We start from the raw sequence: 19,898 nt of genomic DNA, 5'->3' as shown, positions 1-19,898 counted from the left end.
CTCTCTCCCGAACCAGCACGACCACGGGCCTTCAACGCACCCTGTGACGGCGCATCCCCGATCTCGCCGTCCACATCCGCACTCAGCCATTTTACCCGACCATTGCACGCGGCGAGGAGTTGCACTATGAGCAGTGCCGATCATCTGTCAGAACTCGAATCCCTGCGATCACAGGTCGCCGCCCTCACATGCCAAGTCGCCGAACGAGACCATGCGATGGAAGCGCAAAGCCGGCACCTTGAGCAGGCGATGCAGGATCTCCAGGAACAGTCGCATCTGCTCCGCACCATTATCGAAGGGACTGCCGCAGACACCGGCGATGAGTTTTTTGCGTCGCTTGTGACTCACCTGACCGCCACCCTGCAAGTTCAATATGCCATCGTCGGCGAGGTCGTGGGCGACGAGACAAAGATTCTCCGCACACTCGCCGTGTCGGTCGGAGGCGTGCTGATCGAGAACATCGAATATGCCCTGGAACATGCGCCCTGCGGCACCGGGCTGGATTCTCCGTTCTGGTGTTTCGAACAGGGCGTGCAAGCCCGGTTCCCGCACTTTCCCAACCTGGCCACCCTGGGCGTCGAAAGTCACTGCGGCGTCTCGCTCAAAAATAAGGCCGGAGAAGTCGTCGGACTCTTAATCGTGATGGATACCAAGCCGCTCCGCAATTCTGACCGGCTCAAATCACTCATGGAGGTCTTTGCCTCCCGCACGACCGCCGAATTGCATCGCTATCGCGCCGAAGTCGCGCAACGCGACATCGACCGTCGCCTGCAGTTCACCCAATATTCCGTCGACCATGCAGTCGACGGGGTTTTGTGGGCCGACGAATCACAGCGATTGGTCTACGCGAATGAGGCCGCCCGTCGCGCGCTGGGTTACTCGATAGAGGAACTGCTTGCACTCAGCATTTCGGATATCGTCCCGCATCACGATCCCTCTCGATTTCAACAACGCCTCGATCAGGTCAAGCAAGGAACGACCGCTCTGTATGAATCGGTCCATCGGCGCAAAGATGGAACGGAGTTTCCCATCGAGGTGTCAGTCATCTACCTGGAATATCAGGGGGAAGGCTATACCTGTGGCCTCGTTCGCGATATCACCGAGCGGAAACGCGTCGAAGAAGAGCGCCAGCAGGCTCTGCTCGACCGCCAGAATATTATGGAGACCATCCCCGACATCCTGTTTACGTTGGATTGTGCGGGAAATTTGGTGAACTGGAACAGCCGGCTCGAAGCGGTCACCGGATACACCTCAGCAGAGCTCATGAACAAGCCGGCCTTGCACTTTGTCCCAGCGGAAGAACAGGCCCCTACCATGGCGGCCATTCAGCAAGCCTTCACGGAGGGGTACGCAGAACTCCTCGGCCATCTGCTGACCAAAGAACATTGCCTCATTCCCTATCGCTGGACCGGCGCCCTCCTGAAGAACCAGCAGGGTCTGCCGATCGGTATCACCGGAGTGGCGCGAGACATATCCGACATGAAGCGGGCGGAAGAAGCCCTGAAGCAACAGCGGCGTCATCTCGTCGATGCGCAGGCGCTCGCCCATTTGGGGAGTTGGGAATGGGACATCGACAACCACAAGATCCTCTGGTCGGATGAGATGTACCGGATCTTCGGCCATGAGCCAGGTTCCACGACCCCCAGCTTGGACACATTCTTGACCGCATTACTCCCTGACGACCACGACCGGGTCTTGGCGACGATCAACGATGCGCTCCTGGGAACGACCCCCTTCGATATGGAGTACCGCATTGTCTGTCCGAACAGTGCCGTGCATGTGGTGCATGCGCGCGGCGAAGTCCATCGAGACGCCACCGGCCACCCGCTCAGTATGGCCGGAACCGTCCTCGATATCACCGAACGGAAGACAATTGAACAGGCGCTTCGTTCGAGCGAAGAACGGTGGCAGCTCGCCTTGCAAGGCAGCAACGACGGCATCTGGGATTGGAACATTTCGACAGGAGAGGTCTTTTTTTCCCCGCGCTGGAAGGCCTTACGTGGGTTCGATGATCACGAGATCACGAATCACGTCGACGAATGGCAATGCCGTATCCATCCAGAGGATCTCGAGCGCGTGCTCCGGAGTCTCGACGCCTATTTGACCAAACAGGCGTCGGAGTTTTGTGAAGAATATCGGGTCCAGAGAAAAGACGGGTCCTATATGTGGATTTTGGATCGAGGCGCAGCGCTTTGGGCGGACGATGGAACCGCACTTCGAATGGCCGGTTCTGAATCGGACATCACCGCGCGCAAGCAGGCAGAAGACACATTGCGCGACAGTGAAGCCCGGAGCCGTTCGATTGTTGAAACAGCATTGGATGCCATCATTGCCATCGATATGGACGGCCGCATCGTCGGGTGGAATCCACAGGCAGAGGCTACGTTCGGCTACTCCGCTCATGAAGCGATCGGGCGCGGGTTGAGCGACACGATCATCCCCCCTCAATTCCGGGACGCGCATTTCGCCGGAGTTCAGCGGGTGGTGCAGAACCAGGAAAGCCTTGGAGCGAAACGGCGACTTGAGTTCTCCGCCCTCCATCGGGACGGTCATGAGTTTCCGGTAGAGTTTGCCATGGCCTCGACCCAAGTCGGAGATCAGCCCGTTTTGAGCGCGTTTGTGCGCGACATTACCGAACGCAAACGGGCCGAGAGCAAGCTACGGCTCGCGCAATTCACAATCGATCACGCCGTGGACGCAGTCTACTGGATCAATCGCGAGGCTCGAATTATCGAGGTGAACGAGGCTGCAAGTCTGATGCTGGGATATTCGAAAGCCGAGTTGTGCGCGATGACGATCCACGACTTGAATCCTGATTTCCAGGCCGACGGGTGGCCCGTATTCTGGGCAGAAACCCAACAGTGCAAGACCATGGCCCTTGAGACCTTCCATCGGTCCAAGGCAGGCCAGTTGATCCCCGTTGAAGTACAGATCAACTATCTCTCCTACGACGGGCAGGAGCTTCACTGCGCCTTTGTGCGCGACATTACCGAACGCAAGCGGGCGGAAGAGGCCTTGCGGGAGAGCGAGGTACGCTATCGAACCCTGGTTGAGCTCTCCCCATCAGGCGTGTTCGTTTTTTCCGAAGGACGGACCGTTTATGTGAACCAAACAGGCGCCCAACTTATGGGAGCCACGGATCCCGCTGAAATTCTAAAACGGCCCACGTTCGACTTCATCCATCCGGATTACCACCAGGAGGTTCGGGAGAATGTGCGACGGCTGCTCACTGGCGGAACCTCGGTCCATCGAGCCGAGCGTGTCTACCAAAAGCTGGACGGGACCACGCTCCCGGTGCAAGTCGAAGCCGCCCGTATCACCTGGAACGGCAAGCCCGCCATTCTCGGCCTCTACTCCGACATCACCGAACGCAAGCGGGTGGAAGACCGACTGAGGACGACGCAATATGCGGTCGATCATGCCACTGAATTCATTTTCGTCATCGGCAGCGACGGATATTTTCTGGACGTCAACGAGTCGGCATGTCAGCGCTTGGGCTATACGAAAGAGGAATTACTGACCAAATCGGTGATGGACATCGATCCTGATTTTTCACCGGACGTCTGGACCACGTTCTGGGAAGAGTTCAAACGGAAAAAGTTGCTGCGTCTTGAAACCCGGCATCGCAGCAAGTCCGGGGAGATCTATCCGGTGGAAGTCGTTGCCAACTTTATTGTGCACGAAGGCAAGGAGCTCGACTATGCGTTTGTGCGTGACATTACCGAGCGCAAGCGGGCAGAGGAACAGTTGTGCCGTACCAGTGACCATCTCAAGGCCCTCATTGAGGTCGCCCCATTGGCGCTCGTCACGACCGATGCGGAGGGGACGCTGTTGAGTTGGAATCCCGGGGCTCAGACCATGTTCGGCTGGACAGAGGCGGACGTGCTGGGGAGATCGTTCCCCTGGGTTCCTCCTGGTGAAGAGGCCGAGTCCGAACGGATATGGAATGAATCGATCCGGGATGGCGGGGCCAGAGGCCTCGAGTTGAGACGGCTCCGGAAAGACGGGTCGTTGATCGACATCAAACTCTGGTCGGCCCCTATGCGGAATGCCGACGGAGCCATCACCCATTGGGTGGCCTTCTTCGATGACATTACCGAATTGAAACAAGCCCACCAGGACCTTCGGCGAAGCGAACAGCAGTTGCGAACCGTGCTCGATACTCTGCCCGTCGGAGTCTGGTTTACTGATGCGCGTGGGCAGGTTCTCTATGGCAATGCGATCGGGAAGCAGATCTGGTCCGACGCCGTCCGTATCGGGCTCACGAATCAGGATTCCGGAAAATTGTGGTGGGAAACGACGAACAGGGATGCCGAATCGCCGCATCGCTGGGCCATCGGAACCGTCATGGCCAGAGGGGGATCCGCGTTGAATGAAATGATCGAGATCGAAACGGCGGCAGGGACGAGGAGAAGCGTCAGAAATTCCGCCGTGCCGATTCGCGGCGAGGCAGGAGAGATTCTCGGGGCGATTATCCTGAATGAGGACGTGACCGACCGCATGCGCGCCGAAGCAGCCCTGCGACAGCACCATGCCTTGTTGTCAGCCATCATGGATGCGGCGACCGACGTCATTTTCGTGAAGAACCGCAAGGGACAGTATCTCCACATGAATCAGGCCGGCGCGCAAGCTCTGGGCATGCCGCTAGCAGACGTGATCGGGTGGACCGATTACGCCCTCTGGCCGCCGGAACTGGCCGCATCCTGCCACCTTGCCGATCAACAGGTGCTGCAATCCGAAGCCCCTGTCACGGTCGAAGAGGGAAGCCTGCTCGGCGGCCGCTACACCGTCTACCAGACAACCAAGGCGCCGTTTCGAGATCCCGATGGGAAGATCGTTGGCATCATCGGCATCTCACGCGATATCACGGAACGGAAGCAATCTGAAGAAGCCCTCCGCTTGAGCGAAGAGCGCTTTGCCAAAGCGTTCCGGTCCAGTCCCTATCCCGTCGTGATTTCAGAGCTGGAATCCGGCTTGTTCGTCGACGCCAACGATGCGGCCCTCGAGCTGTTCAGCTACCGACGGGAAGACCTCAGCGGACACAGCAGTGCCGATCTCCACCTATGGCTAACGCCTGAGGTTCGTGGACAATTCGTCGAACAGCTCACGACGCACGGCACCATCAAAAACGCCGAGGTCGTACTTCGCGACAAGAGCGGAGAGCCGCGTCATTGCCGAGTCTCTGCCGAGTTGATCGAGCTCCATGGAAAGCGTTGCATGGTCACCGTGGGGCAGGACGTCACTGAGCAGAAAGCAGCAGAGGATGCCCTGAAGAAAAGCCACGCGCTCCTCTCCGCCATCATGGAGACCACCATCGATATCATATTCGTGAAAGACCTGGAGGGGCGCTATCTTCACATGAACCATGCCGGCGCCCGCGTCGTGGGAATGACGGCCGAGGAGGTCGTGGGGAAAGGCGACGACGCCATATGGCCAGCCGATCTGGTCGCCTGCTGCAAAGCCGCCGATCGACAGATCCTCACCTCCGGGACCGCACAGACGATGGAAGAAAGCACGGTCGTCGACGGAAAGCGCATTACCTACTTGACGACGAAAGCGCCGTATCGGGATGCGACAGGTCGTATGATCGGCATCATCGGCGTCGCACATGACATTACGCAAATCAAACGATCGGAAGACGAGCTCAGGCGATCCCATGCCTTTCTCCGGCAGATCATCGATACCGACCCGAACTTTATTTTCGCCAAAGACCGCGAAGGGCGTTTCACATTGGTGAATCAGGCGGTCGCCGACGCCTACGGGACGACGGTGGACAAGCTGATAGGGAAGACGGATGCGCACTTCAATCCGAATGGCACAGAGGTGGACTACTTCTCCCAGAAAGATCGTGAAGTGTTTGAGTCGCTCCGGGAGGTCTTTCTGCCTGAAGAACAACTCACGGATGCGAAAGGCAACATCCGCTGGCTCCAGACCGTCAAACGACCCATGCTCGACGAAGAGGGGCGGGTACACATGGTCCTTGGCGCCTCATCGGACATTACGGAGCGGAAGCGGATGGAGGAAACCCTGCGCCGGCGCGAGCGGGATCTCCGCGCCGCCCTGGACGAACGCGAGCGGATCAGCCAAGACCTGCATGACGGCATCCTCCAGTCGCTTTTCGCCGTCGGGCTCGGCCTCGAAGCGACCAAATCGATGATGTCTCCGAAGAGCGGCAAGACGGCCGGTCCCTCACTCGACCAGGCCATTGCGCAATTAAACCACGTCATGCACGAAATCCGGAACTTCATTGCAGGCCTTGACTCAGACCTGCTCAAGGGGAAAGACTTGCCGACGGCGTTGCAACAGATGCTGGACACCATGACACAGCACCAAGCCACGCGCGTCCGCCTCGCGGTCGAGGACCGTGCCGCCCAGGCCATCTCGACTGAACAGTCGATGCACCTGCTCCTCGTGATCCAGGAAGCCGTGAGTAATTGCATCCGGCATGGCCGCGCCCACGAGGCCAGGGTATCGCTCAAGATGCTGAAACAGGGTGTCCGGTTAAGCATTCGCGACGATGGCCGTGGCTTCAGTCCGGAGGCCGTCAAGGGGACCGGACATGGATTGATTAATATGGCTGCGCGGGCGCAGAAGATCGGGGGACGGTTTACCGTCACCTCGAAAATCGATAGGGGCACACGAGTCGTCCTGGACTTGCCGAAAGAAGAATCCTATGTCCACCCCTAGAACCAAGCCGATTCGACTACTCCTGGTCGACGATCACGAAGTGGTCCGTGTCGGCCTGCGAACCGTCCTGCACAACAATCACGGCATTCTCGTTGTCGGCGAGGCAGGCACCAAGGCCGCTGCGGTCCGGACGGTGAAGCGACTGAGACCGGACATCGTCCTGATGGACGTGCGACTTCCCGATGGATCCGGCGTCGACGCCTGCCGTGCGATTCTCGCCAGCTATCCGACGACACGGATTATCTTTCTCACGTCGTATGCAGACGAGGAGTCCGTGCTGGCGGCGGTATTGGCCGGCGCACAGGGATACGTGCTCAAGGACATCGACTCCAGCCTGTTGGTTCGATCGATTCGCACCGTGTTCAGCGGACAATCGATTCTGAATCCAACATTGACCCAACGGGCACTGAATTGGATTAAGGCTTGGCCCGAGCAGAATGGCCCGGTGCAAGGGCAATCTCTTTCTCCTCAAGAAGAGCGCGTGCTGGCATTGGTAGCGGAAGGGTTGACCAACAAGGAAATCGCCACCACGATGCAACTCAGCGACAAGACGGTGAAGAATTACCTCGCCAACATGTTCCAAAAACTCCATATCTCACGGCGCGCCCAAGCTGCCACCTTCTTCGTCAAGCGCCAGGCTTGACGAAGAAGGTGGTGCAGGCCGGAGCTAAACGGCTCTAGTCGAGGCGTTGCGTCCTGTCGAGATACATTGTTTGTTTGCCCGCCCATCAGGGAGATGATAAAGTCAGGCGGTTCTCTCCTGACGATACTGCGTAAGGTGAACCGCGGTTAGAGTCATTCACCGAAGTCGAGGAATGTGATGCCATCTATTCTTGTCGTCGATGACGAAGACCAAATCCGTCTATTAATCCGCGAAACATTGGAGCAGGCCGGTTATCACGTCACGGAAGCGCGTGACGGGAAGGAAGCGCTCCAGCAATATCGGCTGGCCCCCGCCGACGTGGTCGTGATGGATATTTTGATGCCCGATCAGGATGGTCTGGAGACCACCGCCACGTTGCGGCGTGAATTTCCAAAGGTGAAAGTCATTGCGATCACCGGCGGGAGCGACATGATTGGTATTCTCAACTTTCTCGACGTTGCCAAAATGCTCGGCGCCCACCGTACCCTTCAGAAGCCCTTTGAGATGAAAACCCTCGTCGAGACGATCCAAGCCGAGTTGCAGCCATAGCCTCCGTCTTCTCAACTCGCCTGCATTGACAACCACGTCGTCAGAATTCACACTGCCTCTCGCATCATCCACGGAGGACAGCAAAGAATATGGTCACGACATGGTGGAGCCCTCAATTCAATGCCTTGCTGGGCAGTCTTGTCGTGGCGGCGGGTGCCTGGCTGGCGTGGGACTCGTTTTCGCTCTGGGGCATTGCGCTCGTCGTAGGGGCGGTTGCAGGCTTTCTCCTCTGGCGGGGGCGGACCATTGCACTGGTCTGGGCCTGGGCGACTCTGTTGATTGGGCTGGAGAGTCTGGCCTGGCCCATCGTCACGATGGTGCAGGTCCGGTCGATCACGGCAGAGCCGACCGACGATCAGATGGGAACGATCCTCTCGGCTGTGCTGACAGGCCTCTTTTCGGCAATATTTTGGATCACCTTTTCCTACGGGCTGTTCAAGCGAATCGGTCAACCCCTCGTCGCCCCATCACCCGACGTACCCATGAGCGATTCAGTTGTGTCACACGTTGAGCCGCCTCAGCAGAACAAGATCGCACCTAGCGCATCTCGATCGGATCGACGTCGACGTCGAACTTGATCCCCCGGCGCTGATACGTCCGCTCCAGTTCCTTCACCGTGGTCCGTACCGCGTCGAGTCCCACGTCCCGTTCCAGCGACTTCACAAGTATCTGCCATCGATACCGTCCCCGGAGTTTCGCCACCGCAGATGGAACCGGCCCCAGCACTGTGAGACGGTCTGGACGGCCAATCGGTTGAGCCGTTGAATGGGTTTTGGCCGTGGCGCTTTGTCCAACCACGGAGGGCGACGCGCAGGCGATAAGTCGGGCCACCCATGTTGTGGCCGCGTTACGCACCATGTTCTCGTCGGTCCCAGATACGAGGAGGGCAATGAGATAGACCGCCGGTGGATATCCCAAGGCCATCCGCTGGGAGAGCTCTTCCGAGACAAAAACGGATTCGTCGTTCTGGACCACAGCCTGAATCGCATGATGAGAGGCGAGAGAGGTTTGTATGAAAACTTGGCCACCGGCCTCTGCTGAGGCGGCGAGGCTGACCGCGTCGAGGAGCGTGTGATAGGTCCGTTCGGCGGATCGAAAATCCGGTACATTGAGGCCGGCATCTGCCTGTACAATCCCCACGAGGCCCATGGTTGTGAGAGGTCTATGCCTTAGCAGCAATTGTGTTCCGACGATAATATTCCATTCTCCCTGTTCGACCCTCCGCCAGAGGGCCTCGGCTTGTGCCGGCCTTTTCATGGTATCTCCATCGAGCCGAAGCACGGTTGACCGGGGAAACAGTCGCTTCGCATCCTCTTCCACCCGTTCCGTCCCCTCTCCGATCGACTGCATGCGAGGGCCGGAGCAGGTGCCGCAGGTCTCGGGGATGGGTGCCACGGTTCCGCAGTAGGAGCAGTGCAGTCGGCCCGCCTGCCGGGAATACATCAGCGCGACACGACAGGCAGGACAGCGGGGGACCTGGCCGCAGTCACGACAGACGAGCGCACCGGCATAACCCTTCCGGTTCAGAAACAGCAGGACGCCGGCTTTGCGACCGATCGTCTGCTCGATCGCTCGAATGAGCGGCTGGCTCAGCACTGTGCCGTAGCCGTGATCGCGTAAATCAACGATCCGTATGTTCGGTCTTGCATCCGGTGGTAGAAATTTGCAAATTACGCCGCCGCGTTGTTCTACTGCTGCTCTGGTCTCAAGGCTGGGATGGGAAGAGCTCAGGACCAGCAAGGTCTGCTCAGTCTGTGCTCTCAGCCAGGCCACGTCCCGTGCATGGTAATGTGGCTCCTGTTCCTCTTTAAATGCCGCATCCTCTTCTTCCTCGACCCAGATCGCTCCGATGGTGGTCATTGGGAGAAAGATGGCTGAACGGGTTCCCACGATGACTCGAGCGACCTTCCGCTGAATCTGATCCCACAGCGCAGCTTTGGTTTGGCCTGAAAGACCGCCATGGACACAGACCGGGGAGATGCCATTCCCGTCATCACGAATCAAGCGTGCAATCCATTGGGCCCGTTCTGCTTCGCCTACGAGGATGAGGGCCGTTTGCCCACGGTCGAGCACGAGACGAATGGATTGCTGCAGTAAGCTTAATCGATCGGCCCAGGGAGCCTGGACCAGAACCCGAGAAGTTTCTTGGCGGTTCAGCGCTTGGAACAACGGTGCGGCCCAAGCTGTGGCCGGATCAGGGAACAGTGGGCTGGTGATGGTGAAAGAGGTTTGTCCGGCCTGAAGGGAAAGCTGAGAGGGAGGTGACGCCGTAGCAGCTGGCAAGTCTTGACTCTCCACCACCCATCCGCGAGCCGTGAAATCTTCTAAGAGATCAGCTGTGACAGGACTGCGGGATGGCCGACGCAGTGCGATCGATTGTTTCCCCAACTTCGTGAGTAATGCCCGCGCTTTTGCCGAACAGGGTTCGCGGGCCGCATGAGCAGCCCTCCCTCGCTCTGTCAGTTCGTAGTAGCTGATCTGCGCTTGGGGTTTGGGTGCTGGTGGCAGCACCAGCCTGAGGCATTGTCCCCATGGCGCGACATATTGTTCGGCTATCTTCCGCGAGAGTTCAAACAGGTTCGAGGACACATCTGCTGCGGCTCCCGCCGGGAGCAATGAGTGAATGTCCTTGAGGCGTGCCGGGTCGAGACTATAGGGCAGAACAGGGAAGAGGGCGATCACCGCTCCTTGGAGCATCGATCGTCCGAAGGGTACAAGTACGAGGTGCCCCACGCGCAAAGAGGGACGGAGTGATAATGGCACGCGGTAGGTGAACGGACCTGCCAGATGCCGAGGCACAATAACATCTGCGAAAAGGGCCTCAGGCTTTATGGGTGGAAGGGGCACCTGCATCGAAATCATGCGGCATTGTAGCAGCAGTGGAAAAGTGGGAACAACGAGAGAGACGGCACGGTGTGGATGTGGAAGGGGATGCAGGGGAGGGTTGACGATTCAACGTCAACCCTCCCCCATCCTTCTGGGAGCCTATTGTAATGGCGTGGCCGGAGCAGCAGGGGTCTGATCTGGCTTGCCCTGGTCAGTCGATGCTGGAATGGTTTCCATTGCAGGATCTGTAGGGACAGATGAGGGGGTTGCCAGAGACGGATCTGTTGAAGCCGCTGGAATCGCAGAATCCATTGGAGAGATCGGAGTCCCGTCCTCCGCTGAACTGAGGCGGGACATATTGTAGCCGTTCTCACCAGTTTCGACGGGCTTCGTCGATGCTGCAGACGGGTCCTTCACTGAATCAGGTGAATAGAGCACGATGTCCACACGGCGGTTTCTCTGCCTGCCCGGCTCTGTGGCATTGCTGGCCAAGGGCTTGGTATCCCCATAGCCAACCGACGACAGTTTCGCCGAATCGATGGCACCCTTTTCGGTCAAGTAACGAAGGACGATTCCGGCCCGAGCTTTCGACAGGTCCCAATTCGTCCGGTACAGCGACTTGAGCGAGGGGCCGATTTCCCGGTTATCCGCATGGCCCTCGATGCGAATCTGCCGATCGCCAGCAGTGGTTTTAAGATACGCAATCAGCTCATCGAGTACCTGGTAACCTTCGGCCTTGATCGTGGCTTCGCCCGATTCAAACCGAAGTTGCTTCATGAGATCGCCAAGGCTGATTCTGGTTTCTTTGGCAGCATTCTGGACTTGAAACCTGCTTGGAGAAGGAGCGACAACGGGGGAAATACCCAGAGACTGTTGGGACGATCGAGAGATTGGCATGATTTCAGGCGCGCGAACTTTCACGCGGAAACGATCGCCCTTGAGAACACGAGCAATCGACTTCGTGATCAACGCCGTGGAGGTTCGGTCCTCCATGGAGAGGATTTTTAATTCACCCACGACCCGTGGAGGAAGGTTTCCTCCTGACCGCACGATGTCCATGCGATCCCCGGCTCTGACCCCGTCTTCCCGTCCTCGATCCAGATAGACGACATTTCTTTGCGCCACCATGTTCATGAGGCCCATGTTGGACTGGAACTCTACAATTCGTCCCTCCACATCACCGTCGGAAGGCTGATCAGTGGTCGCTCCCTCCTCGGTCGGAAGCACAAACTTCATCACGGGGTCGCCAGGCGACACAGCAGCGTAGGCGCGAAGGACCTTGACGGTGGTCAGTGTCTTATCAATCTGGCTCACCTGAACCACGGCAAGCCGATTGACCAAATAGCCCAAGTATTGCCCAGTGATGGGATGGAAGACTTTGTATACTCGTCGATAGATTGTGAAAAGATCCCCAGGTACGACATCTCCTGGATTTTTTAGCCGGAGGTAGAGGACATCCCGGCTACCCAAGATCATGTGGTCTCCGGTGGTCTGATTGTCGCCGGTGATCACGTTCACGAATCCATCTTGGGGGGTCGATCGCTGAATGGATCCAGAAGAATAGGCTAAGGCCTGCTCTCCGAATTGGACTGAACTCAAATCGTCAGTTGCCCAGGCCAAAGGAGGGAGTGGCGTGGCCAGGGTCAAAACCATGAGAGACACGGCACATTTTGTTGAATAGTGAGTCATGGTGGTTGTCCTTCGTGTAAGGCAAGTAGTGCTGTCAGAACCATAGCAAATAGTCCTGTATTGTCAAGAATATTGAGGTCTTGCCCTCGTTGACCCGCCAATTCACTCGATGTTAAGGTGATCTGTCAGTAGAGCTTTCATACAGGGGGAATATTCGATGGCGCCTGAACTGCCGCCTGCCCACAAAGCCCGACCTCACGGTCGTTCCCCTATCGAAACCCAGATTCATCGACGCAAGAAAGCCAAGGCTTTCTCGGCTCTGGAGCCAGAATGGGATTACGTCGATCAGGTGCCACCATCGCACTTACGTATGCCATCTGATCACATGGCACCTACCCCGCCCAATAAAGCGAAGAATTCCTCATAGATCAGCAACTTCAGCCTGACAAAAGCTCGTGAGTTTGGTGGAGTCGTTGGTTGGTCATAGCCTATCCAGCCGTTCCCCTTGGTTCATTATTGAGTCAGCAACAGAATAAGTATCCACATAATAGAGCCTAGGACTTTCGGGACGAAACCGTAGGTCCTTTGGACGCTTGCTATCACTGCAATCCAGGGTCTAAGATCCCGCTCTCTTTTGTATCTCAAGGTGTTGAAAGGTCAGCCCTATGAGCGGTTTTGAGTTGCTTCTTGAGTACCTGACCCGATACTTCCCGATTCTGCTGTTCACTTTCGTGGCGCTGGCGTTTGGCGTGGTGACGCTGATCCTCAGTTATCTCGTCCAACCGAAGTATCCAGAATCTGAGAAGCTCTCTACCTATGAGTGCGGATCGGAGCCGTTTTCCGATGCTCGGATGCCGTTTCCCGTTCGGTACTACATCTTCGCGATGCTCTTTGTGATTTTCGATATTGAAGTCATCTTTCTCTACCCATGGGCGGTGGTCTTCACCAAAATAGGGTTGATCGGGTTGATTGAAATGCTGGTCTTCATCGGGTTGTTCTTGGTGGCCTATGTCTATGCCTGGCGTAAGGGAGCCCTGGAATGGGACTAATTCAAATCGGTCGTCACGATAAGGACGGCACCCCAGACATCGTGACCACAACGGTCGAAAAAGCGGTGAATTGGGCTCGCAAAGGTTCGCTCTGGCCTATGACGTTCGGTCTGGCCTGCTGCGCGATCGAAATGATCGCGGCGGTGTCGTCACGCTACGATATGGATCGTTATGGGGCCGGCGTCTTCCGGGCCTCACCACGGCAGTCGGATCTCATGATTGTCGCTGGCACCGTCTGTCGCCGGATGGCGCCGGTGATCCGGAAAATTTACGACCAGATGCCAGAACCGAAATATGTCATTGCGATGGGATCCTGCGCCACGTCAGGAAATATTTACGACAGTTATAGCGTCGTTCAGGGCGTCGATCGCTTTGTGCCGGTGGATATCTATGTGCCGGGTTGTCCTCCAACCCCTGAGGCGCTGTTTGACGGCATTCTCAAGTTGCAAGAACGGATCATGCTCAAACGTGTGTTTCTGACGCAGCCGGACCAGGTTAAGCCCGGCTTTAAAATTAAGATTTAGGTCCCCCATGTCATTGCAGCAATTGGCCAGCCAAATCCAGGATACCTTCCCGATCGGCCTGGTGAAAGTCGTGGAGTGGCGCGGCGATCTCGCGGTGACCGTGACGCGGGACCGCCTTCATGAGGTCGCACAATATCTTCACGACGATCCGGCCATGGACTTCGATTACATCGTGCACGTGAGTTCAGTCGATTGGCCTGATGACGAAGAGCGATTTGAGGTCGTGTACGAGTTCTACTCGATTAAAAAACGTCAGCGCATCCGGCTCAAAACTCGAGTGCCTGAATCGGATTGCATTGTGGATTCTCTGACGGATCTCTGGAAAGGTGCAGACTTCATGGAGCGTGAAGTCTATGACATGATGGGCATTCGCTTCCGGCATCACCCGGATCTCCGCCGGATCCTCATGCCCGACGATTACACCGAAGGGTATCCGCTACGAAAAGATTTTCCGCTTCGTGGCAAGGGCTGGCGTGACACGTTTGAGTTCTTGGATGAAACGGCCCGGTAGGACAGACGATGGCCTTTGAAGATCAACGCACAACCGTTTATAAGGTCGATCCGGCCCATCCGGAGAGCGAGACCCTCCCGACCTTGCGCACGGAGGAACTCCTGCTCAACATGGGTCCCCAGCACCCCGCGACCCATGGAGTGCTGAAAGTGATCCTTGAGTTGGAGGGCGAACGCCTCGTGAAGTCGACTCCGGTGTTGGGATTTCTGCATCGCGGAGTGGAAAAACTCGCGGAAGACGGCACCTATCACCAATTTATTCCCCACACCGACCGGCTCGATTACGTCTGCGCGATGTACAACAATTTCGCCTACTGCCGCGCGGTCGAAAAACTCATGAACATCACCGTGCCGGATCGCGCAGAATATCTGCGCACGATCGTGGCGGAGGTTCAGCGTATCATCGGTCATCAGTTCTGGCTCGGTACGCAGGCGCTCGACATCGGGGCGATGACCGTCTTTTTCTATTGTTTTCGGGATCGGGAAATTCTGCTGGATTGGTTCGACGAACTCTGTGGCGCGCGGCTGACGACCAGCTGGTACCGCATCGGCGGTGTCGAGCGGGATTTGACCGCCTCGCTGCTCGATAAGCTGAAGCAGTTCCTGGATTATTTTCCGCCAAAAATCGATGAGTACGTGATTTTCCTGGAGACGAATCGGATTTGGGTCGCGCGGACGAAAGGTGTGGCGGTTATTTCGGCGGAAGATGCCGTCAGCTTCGGCCTCAGCGGGCCGACGCTCCGCGCCTCGGGCGTCGACTACGACCTTCGTAAGGCCGAGCCCTATTCGGCGTACCCGAAGTGTGAGTTCAGTGTGCCGCTCGGTAAGAACGGCGACACCTACGATCGATACTGGATTCGTGTCCAAGAACTCTATGAAAGTGTGAAGATCATTCGGCAATGTCTGGAGCAAATGCAGGACGGTCCCATTATGGCCGATGTGCCCAGCGTCACGTTGCCGCCGAAACAGCGAGTCTTCACGAACCTGGAATCTATGATCCAGCAATTCAAGCTCTTCTCGCAGGGTTTCGACGCCCCTGTGGGAGAGATTTACTGCGGCACCGAAGCGCATAAGGGCGAGTTGGGATTCTATATCGTCAGCACGGGCGGCGGAAAACCCTACCGCTTGAAGATTCGCGCCCCGTCGTTTATTCACATGGGCGCATTCGATTATATGTCCAGAGGTTATATGATCGCCGATGCGATCACCCTCTTCGGGAGCTATGATATTGTGATGGGTGAGTGCGACCGATGAGACGCACTGAGCGTAAACAGGCAGAGAGCCATCTGAGAGCTCAGCGCTCAGGCCTTAGTACTGGGGAACGTTTATGGGCTTGAAGCCAGCAACCAATCCAGAGGTAGAGGCCGTCGCGATCGAGCTGTCGATCGACGGGAAGACCGTGACTGCGAAGGACGGAGTCTCGCTCTACGACGTGATCTCGAGCACGGGCAAGATCATTCCGGCCATGTGTTACCACTATACCTTCGATCCCTTCGGCTCCTGCGGCATGTGTTTGGTCATGCAGGAAGGCAAGAAAGCGCCGGTCCGTTCCTGCACCGCCAAAGCCGCCGCCGGCATGGTGATCAGAACCGAGGGCGACGATCTCTTCCAGGCCAGGAAGAAAGCGGTGGAGAAACACCTCTCGGTTCATCCTCTCGACTGTCCGGTCTGTGATGCCGACGGCCATTGCGAACTGCAAGATATGGCCTTCCAGCACGGGGTCACGAACTTGGCCAACGCCAAACAGAAATTTATTCCGGAAGATACCCGCAGCCCGGTGCTCGACTTCAATATGAACCGCTGCATCGCCTGTGCAGAATGTATCAACGTCTGTAAGGACGTCTTGATGATCGATGCGTTGCAGTTCATGAAGAAGGGCGGCTTCAATCAAGTCGTGCCGAAGGGAGACCTCGCGCTCTCCTGCGAGTTCTGCGGAGACTGCCTCGCCGTCTGTCCGGTCGGTGCCATTACGAATAAGTTTTCCAAGTATTTGTACAAGCCGTGGCAGATGAAGAAAACCACCACGACCTGTAACTACTGTGGGGACGGTTGTCAGATGCACCTTGAGACCAAGGATGCTGAAGTCGTTCGTGTGACCTCGCCGCTATCCTGGAAGAACAAATGGGGTGACCGGGCTGATACGGCCAAGGGGCACGGCGGCCTATGCGTGCGCGGGCGCTTCGGGTTCGAGTACATCGATAGTGCCGCACGCCTCAAGCAACCGCTCCTTCGCAAAGGCAATCAGCTCGTCGAAGTTCCTTGGCTCGAAGCCATGCATCAGGTGGTGGAGCAGTTCTCTGAAATCCGTCTCAAGCATGGACCCGACGCGATTGCCGGTTTGATTACCGCCCGTTGCACCAACGAGGAGCTGTATCTCTTCCAGAAGCTCATGCGAACCGGGTTCCGGACCAACCAGTTCGACAGCAGTGCGCGCTATGGCCACCTCAACTTCGTGCATGCCTCCCGGCATGCCTTGGGGATAGGGCGGAGCCCGAACGACTGGGAAGATTTGACGAAGGCCAAAGCCATCCTACTCATCGGCTCGAACCTTACGGAGACCAACCCGCTCACAGCCGTACGGATCAAGGAAGCGATTCGTGTTTATCAGGCGCAGGTGGTCGTCATCGATTCCGCCGTCACGAATATGGCCAAGCTGGCATCTCATCCCTATCTCATCAGCCCCGGAACGGAAGGGCTCGTGATCGACGGACTCGTGAAGGCCACGCTGGAACTGGGGTTGATCGATGAGGACACGACCGGGAAGCATCCGAAGGCGTTTGAGGCCCTGAAGGCCGCGGTGGCCCACGTGTCATTGGAGCAGGTGGCGGCGCGGACGGGCATGTCGGTTGAAGCCTTGAAAACCACTGCGGCGATCTTCGCCGAAGCGCCACGCTCCATCATTCTCTGTGCCGAGGGCATCGTCCGGCAGCCCGACGGATATCAGAATGTCTTGAAACTGATGGATCTCGCCTGGGTCACCGGTAGGTTAGGCCAACCTGGCTGTGGCGTGAATACGGTGACGGAGGAGCCGAACGAGCAGGGTGCCGTCGATATGGGCGTCGCCCCTGAATTCCTTCCCGGTCAAGCCTCCTTCAGCGATCAGGTCGCTCGCGACCGTTTTGCGAAGGCCTGGGACGTCACGCTCCCGGCAGCCGGATCCGGCGCGAACCTCGTCGAGATTCTCAATCGCTGCAAGAGTGGCCAGATCCGTGCGCTGTATCTGATCGGAGAAAACCCGCTCGCCACGTTGCCGGCATCGATGGAGGTTCGTGCGGCGTTGGATCGGCTGGAGTTACTCGTCGTCCAGGATCCCTTCCTGACCGAGACTGCGCGCATGGCTCATGCGGTGTTGCCGGCTTGTACCTCTGCGGAAAAAGACGGCACCTTTACCAACCTGGAAGGCCGTGTTCTGCGCGTTCGGGAGGCGCTGGATCCGGTCGGGGAAAGTTTGCCGGACTGGCACATCATGACGGCATTGGCCAATGCGCTGGGCTGTCAATGGGAATATGAATCGTCGAACGACATTCAAGCCGAGATCATGAAGTTGTTGCCCGGGTACTACAACCTCGGACAGCCTCGGAAGCTCGTCCCGACGGTGGATCGCTATCTGTCGAACGGGTATGCCGTTGAAGTGGCCGCGCGTTATCGAGCCCCGGCTCCGTCGGACGCCAAGGCCCAGCGACCCTATGGGCTGTTGATGGGACAGATCCTGTATCATTCCGGGAAAATGTCTACGGAAGCTCCCGGGCTCATCAAGATCGCTCCGAATACCGGCCGGCTCAGAATGAATCCGGAAGACATGAAACGGCTTGCGGTGAATGAAGGGGGTACGGTGCGCCTGACGTCGGATCGTGGTTCACTGCAAGTGGCGGTGCAGCCGGATCAGTCCGTCGCCCCGCAGACCTGTTTCTTTCCGGAGCATTTCAACGAGCCTCCGGTCAAAGATCTGATGTCGGTCCAGGTCGATCCGACCACCGGAGTTCCTTCGTTTAAGCGTATCGGCGTGACGATCGAAAAAGCATAAGGGGAAGCAGGGAAACATCGATGCGTGTCACCGTACTGATCAAGAACATTCTCCATGCCGCGTTGTTTTATGAAATTTGGGACGCGATGAAGGTGACGTTCAAGCACATGTTCCACAAGCCCATCACGTTCCAGTACCCGCGGGAGCAACGCGTTCTTCCCGATACACATCGGGGGGCACTGGCCCTGTTGCGTTACGACGATCATCAGGAACGGTGTGTCGGCTGTGATCTCTGTGAAGCCGCCTGTCCATCCCGCTGTATCAAGGTCGTCAGTTCGGAAGATGAGGCGCGTCCGCTGCAGCGATTCGCCAGCGAGTTTTACATCGATATTACGAAATGTGTCTTTTGCGGCTACTGTGTCGAGGCCTGTCCCGTCAACGCCTTAGCCATGACCAAGATGTACGAGTTTTCGACTCACGATAAACGGACCCTGCTGTTCGACAAGAAGCGGCTGTATGAAATAGGCGAACGGCATCTCGACGATGCAAAAAAATACTTATACGCGCATAATCAGGAACAGAACGTTGAGGAAAGCCGGGAATATCGGTATTACTTCCCGCAATCGGTGATGAAGCCGACTCAATCACCACCTAAGCATCTGGGCTGAATCGATCGATGGTTTTGGTATTTTTCACCTACTTCGCACTGGTCAGTATTGTCGCGGGCGTCATGACGGTCGCGCTCAAGCATCCAGTGCATTGCGGCCTGGCTCTCCTGGCCCTGCTGCTTCACGTCTCCGGGCTCTTCATCCTGCTCAACGCCGAGTTCATCTGGGCCGTACAAGTCATCGTCTACGCCGGTGCGATCCTTGTCTTGTATCTCTTTGTGCTGATGTTGATGAATTTGAAAACCGACGATCGATACCTTCATTCCTCGTACCGGTATTTTCTCGCTCCAGCCGCTCTTGGATCGGTCTACGTCCTGAGTCTCCTGCTCCGCTCACCCTACGCAGGCGCAAAGGGCGACGCCCCAACCGTGGCGGTACTTCAGGATGGCGATACCTACGCGGTCGGAATCAAGATGTTCAGTGACTATCTCTTGCAGTTCGAAATCGTCGGAGTGTTCCTGTTGGGCGCGGTCATCGGAGCGATCGTGCTGGCAAAAACACCGAAGCCGATCGTTGACAAGCGTGGAAGGTAAGGGGCTCGGCCTATGGTTCCTTTAAGTGCATATGTCGCCGTCAGCGCCGTGCTGTTTATTACCGGCCTGCTCGGCGTCTTGATCAGACGGAACTTCATCATCGTATTGATGTCCGCCGAGATCATGTTGAACGCGGCGAACATTAACCTCGTCGCTTTTTCCTATTACTTGGAATCCATGGCGGGTCAACTGGTGGCGCTTTTCGTCATTGCCATTGCGGCCGGAGAAGCGGCAATCGGGCTCGCCATCATCATCGTTGTGTTCCGTGGAAAGATCTCCACGAACGTGGACGAGATGAATCTCTTGAAGTGGTAAT

General features: G+C 57.1%; 14 protein-coding genes. 12 read left to right on the top strand and 2 right to left on the bottom strand.

The annotated features are described in order from the left end of the window. Nucleotides 1–126 precede the first annotated feature (126 nt). The 4 genes from Q8N00_14900 to Q8N00_14885 all read left to right on the top strand — a co-directional run bounded on the left by Q8N00_14900 (nucleotide 127) and on the right by Q8N00_14885 (nucleotide 8,457). The gene (locus Q8N00_14900) at nucleotides 127–6,687 is read left to right on the top strand and encodes a PAS domain S-box protein (GenBank protein MDP2384081.1); all 6,561 of its coding nucleotides are present in this window, start codon (nucleotides 127–129) and stop codon (nucleotides 6,685–6,687) included. Next, nucleotides 6,674–7,330 (top strand): response regulator transcription factor, encoded by a 657-nt coding sequence (locus Q8N00_14895; GenBank protein MDP2384080.1) that lies wholly within the window; start codon nucleotides 6,674–6,676, stop codon nucleotides 7,328–7,330. The genes Q8N00_14900 and Q8N00_14895 overlap by 14 nt, the downstream gene beginning before the upstream one ends. Before the next feature lie 177 nt (nucleotides 7,331–7,507). Further along, on the top strand, nucleotides 7,508–7,879 hold the full coding sequence (locus Q8N00_14890) for a response regulator (GenBank protein ID MDP2384079.1): 372 nt from the start codon (nucleotides 7,508–7,510) through the stop codon (nucleotides 7,877–7,879). Between the two features lie 89 nt (nucleotides 7,880–7,968). Further along, on the top strand, nucleotides 7,969–8,457 hold the full coding sequence (locus tag Q8N00_14885) for a hypothetical protein (GenBank protein MDP2384078.1): 489 nt from the start codon (nucleotides 7,969–7,971) through the stop codon (nucleotides 8,455–8,457). Here the strand turns inward: Q8N00_14885 and priA are convergent. Both priA and Q8N00_14875 read right to left on the bottom strand, forming a co-directional pair. Then, complete coding sequence (priA, locus tag Q8N00_14880) at nucleotides 8,417–10,732, bottom strand: primosomal protein N' (protein MDP2384077.1); 2,316 nt, start codon at nucleotides 10,730–10,732, stop codon at nucleotides 8,417–8,419. The genes Q8N00_14885 and priA overlap by 41 nt on opposite strands. A 132-nt stretch (nucleotides 10,733–10,864) precedes the next feature. Beyond that, the gene (locus Q8N00_14875; protein MDP2384076.1) at nucleotides 10,865–12,394 is read right to left on the bottom strand and encodes an OmpA family protein; all 1,530 of its coding nucleotides are present in this window, start codon (nucleotides 12,392–12,394) and stop codon (nucleotides 10,865–10,867) included. 605 nt (nucleotides 12,395–12,999) lie between these two features. Here Q8N00_14875 and ndhC point away from each other — a divergent pair. The 8 genes from ndhC to nuoK all read left to right on the top strand — a co-directional run bounded on the left by ndhC (nucleotide 13,000) and on the right by nuoK (nucleotide 19,897). Continuing rightward, nucleotides 13,000–13,383, top strand: a complete 384-nt coding sequence (gene ndhC, locus Q8N00_14870; protein MDP2384075.1) for an NADH-quinone oxidoreductase subunit A — start codon at nucleotides 13,000–13,002, stop codon at nucleotides 13,381–13,383. Next, the gene (locus Q8N00_14865) at nucleotides 13,374–13,907 is read left to right on the top strand and encodes an NADH-quinone oxidoreductase subunit B family protein (protein ID MDP2384074.1); all 534 of its coding nucleotides are present in this window, start codon (nucleotides 13,374–13,376) and stop codon (nucleotides 13,905–13,907) included. Before ndhC ends, Q8N00_14865 begins: the two co-directional genes overlap by 10 nt. A gap of 7 nt (nucleotides 13,908–13,914) precedes the next feature. Beyond that, complete coding sequence (locus Q8N00_14860; GenBank protein ID MDP2384073.1) at nucleotides 13,915–14,418, top strand: NADH-quinone oxidoreductase subunit C; 504 nt, start codon at nucleotides 13,915–13,917, stop codon at nucleotides 14,416–14,418. Nucleotides 14,419–14,426: 8 nt separating this feature from the next. Continuing rightward, nucleotides 14,427–15,671, top strand: coding sequence for an NADH dehydrogenase (quinone) subunit D (nuoD, locus tag Q8N00_14855; protein ID MDP2384072.1), 1,245 nt, complete (start codon nucleotides 14,427–14,429; stop codon nucleotides 15,669–15,671). Between the two features lie 73 nt (nucleotides 15,672–15,744). Continuing rightward, the gene (locus Q8N00_14850) at nucleotides 15,745–18,441 is read left to right on the top strand and encodes a molybdopterin-dependent oxidoreductase (protein ID MDP2384071.1); all 2,697 of its coding nucleotides are present in this window, start codon (nucleotides 15,745–15,747) and stop codon (nucleotides 18,439–18,441) included. 20 nt (nucleotides 18,442–18,461) lie between these two features. Beyond that, nucleotides 18,462–19,049 carry an NADH-quinone oxidoreductase subunit NuoI gene (gene nuoI, locus Q8N00_14845; protein ID MDP2384070.1) on the top strand — a complete coding sequence of 196 codons (588 nt, stop codon included), beginning with the start codon at nucleotides 18,462–18,464 and terminating at the stop codon, nucleotides 19,047–19,049. An 8-nt stretch (nucleotides 19,050–19,057) separates the two neighbouring features. Next, nucleotides 19,058–19,582 carry an NADH-quinone oxidoreductase subunit J gene (locus Q8N00_14840; protein MDP2384069.1) on the top strand — a complete coding sequence of 175 codons (525 nt, stop codon included), beginning with the start codon at nucleotides 19,058–19,060 and terminating at the stop codon, nucleotides 19,580–19,582. 12 nt (nucleotides 19,583–19,594) lie between these two features. Next, entirely contained in the window at nucleotides 19,595–19,897 is a 303-nt protein-coding gene (nuoK, locus tag Q8N00_14835; GenBank protein MDP2384068.1) for an NADH-quinone oxidoreductase subunit NuoK, read from the top strand. Nucleotide 19,898: the final 1 nt, after the last annotated feature.

It is taken from the genome of Nitrospirota bacterium, assembly GCA_030684575.1.
Lineage (GTDB): Bacteria > Nitrospirota > Nitrospiria > Nitrospirales > Nitrospiraceae > Palsa-1315.
Note: the sequence above shows the minus strand (reverse complement) of the source record. Positions and strands in the feature narration are given on the sequence as shown.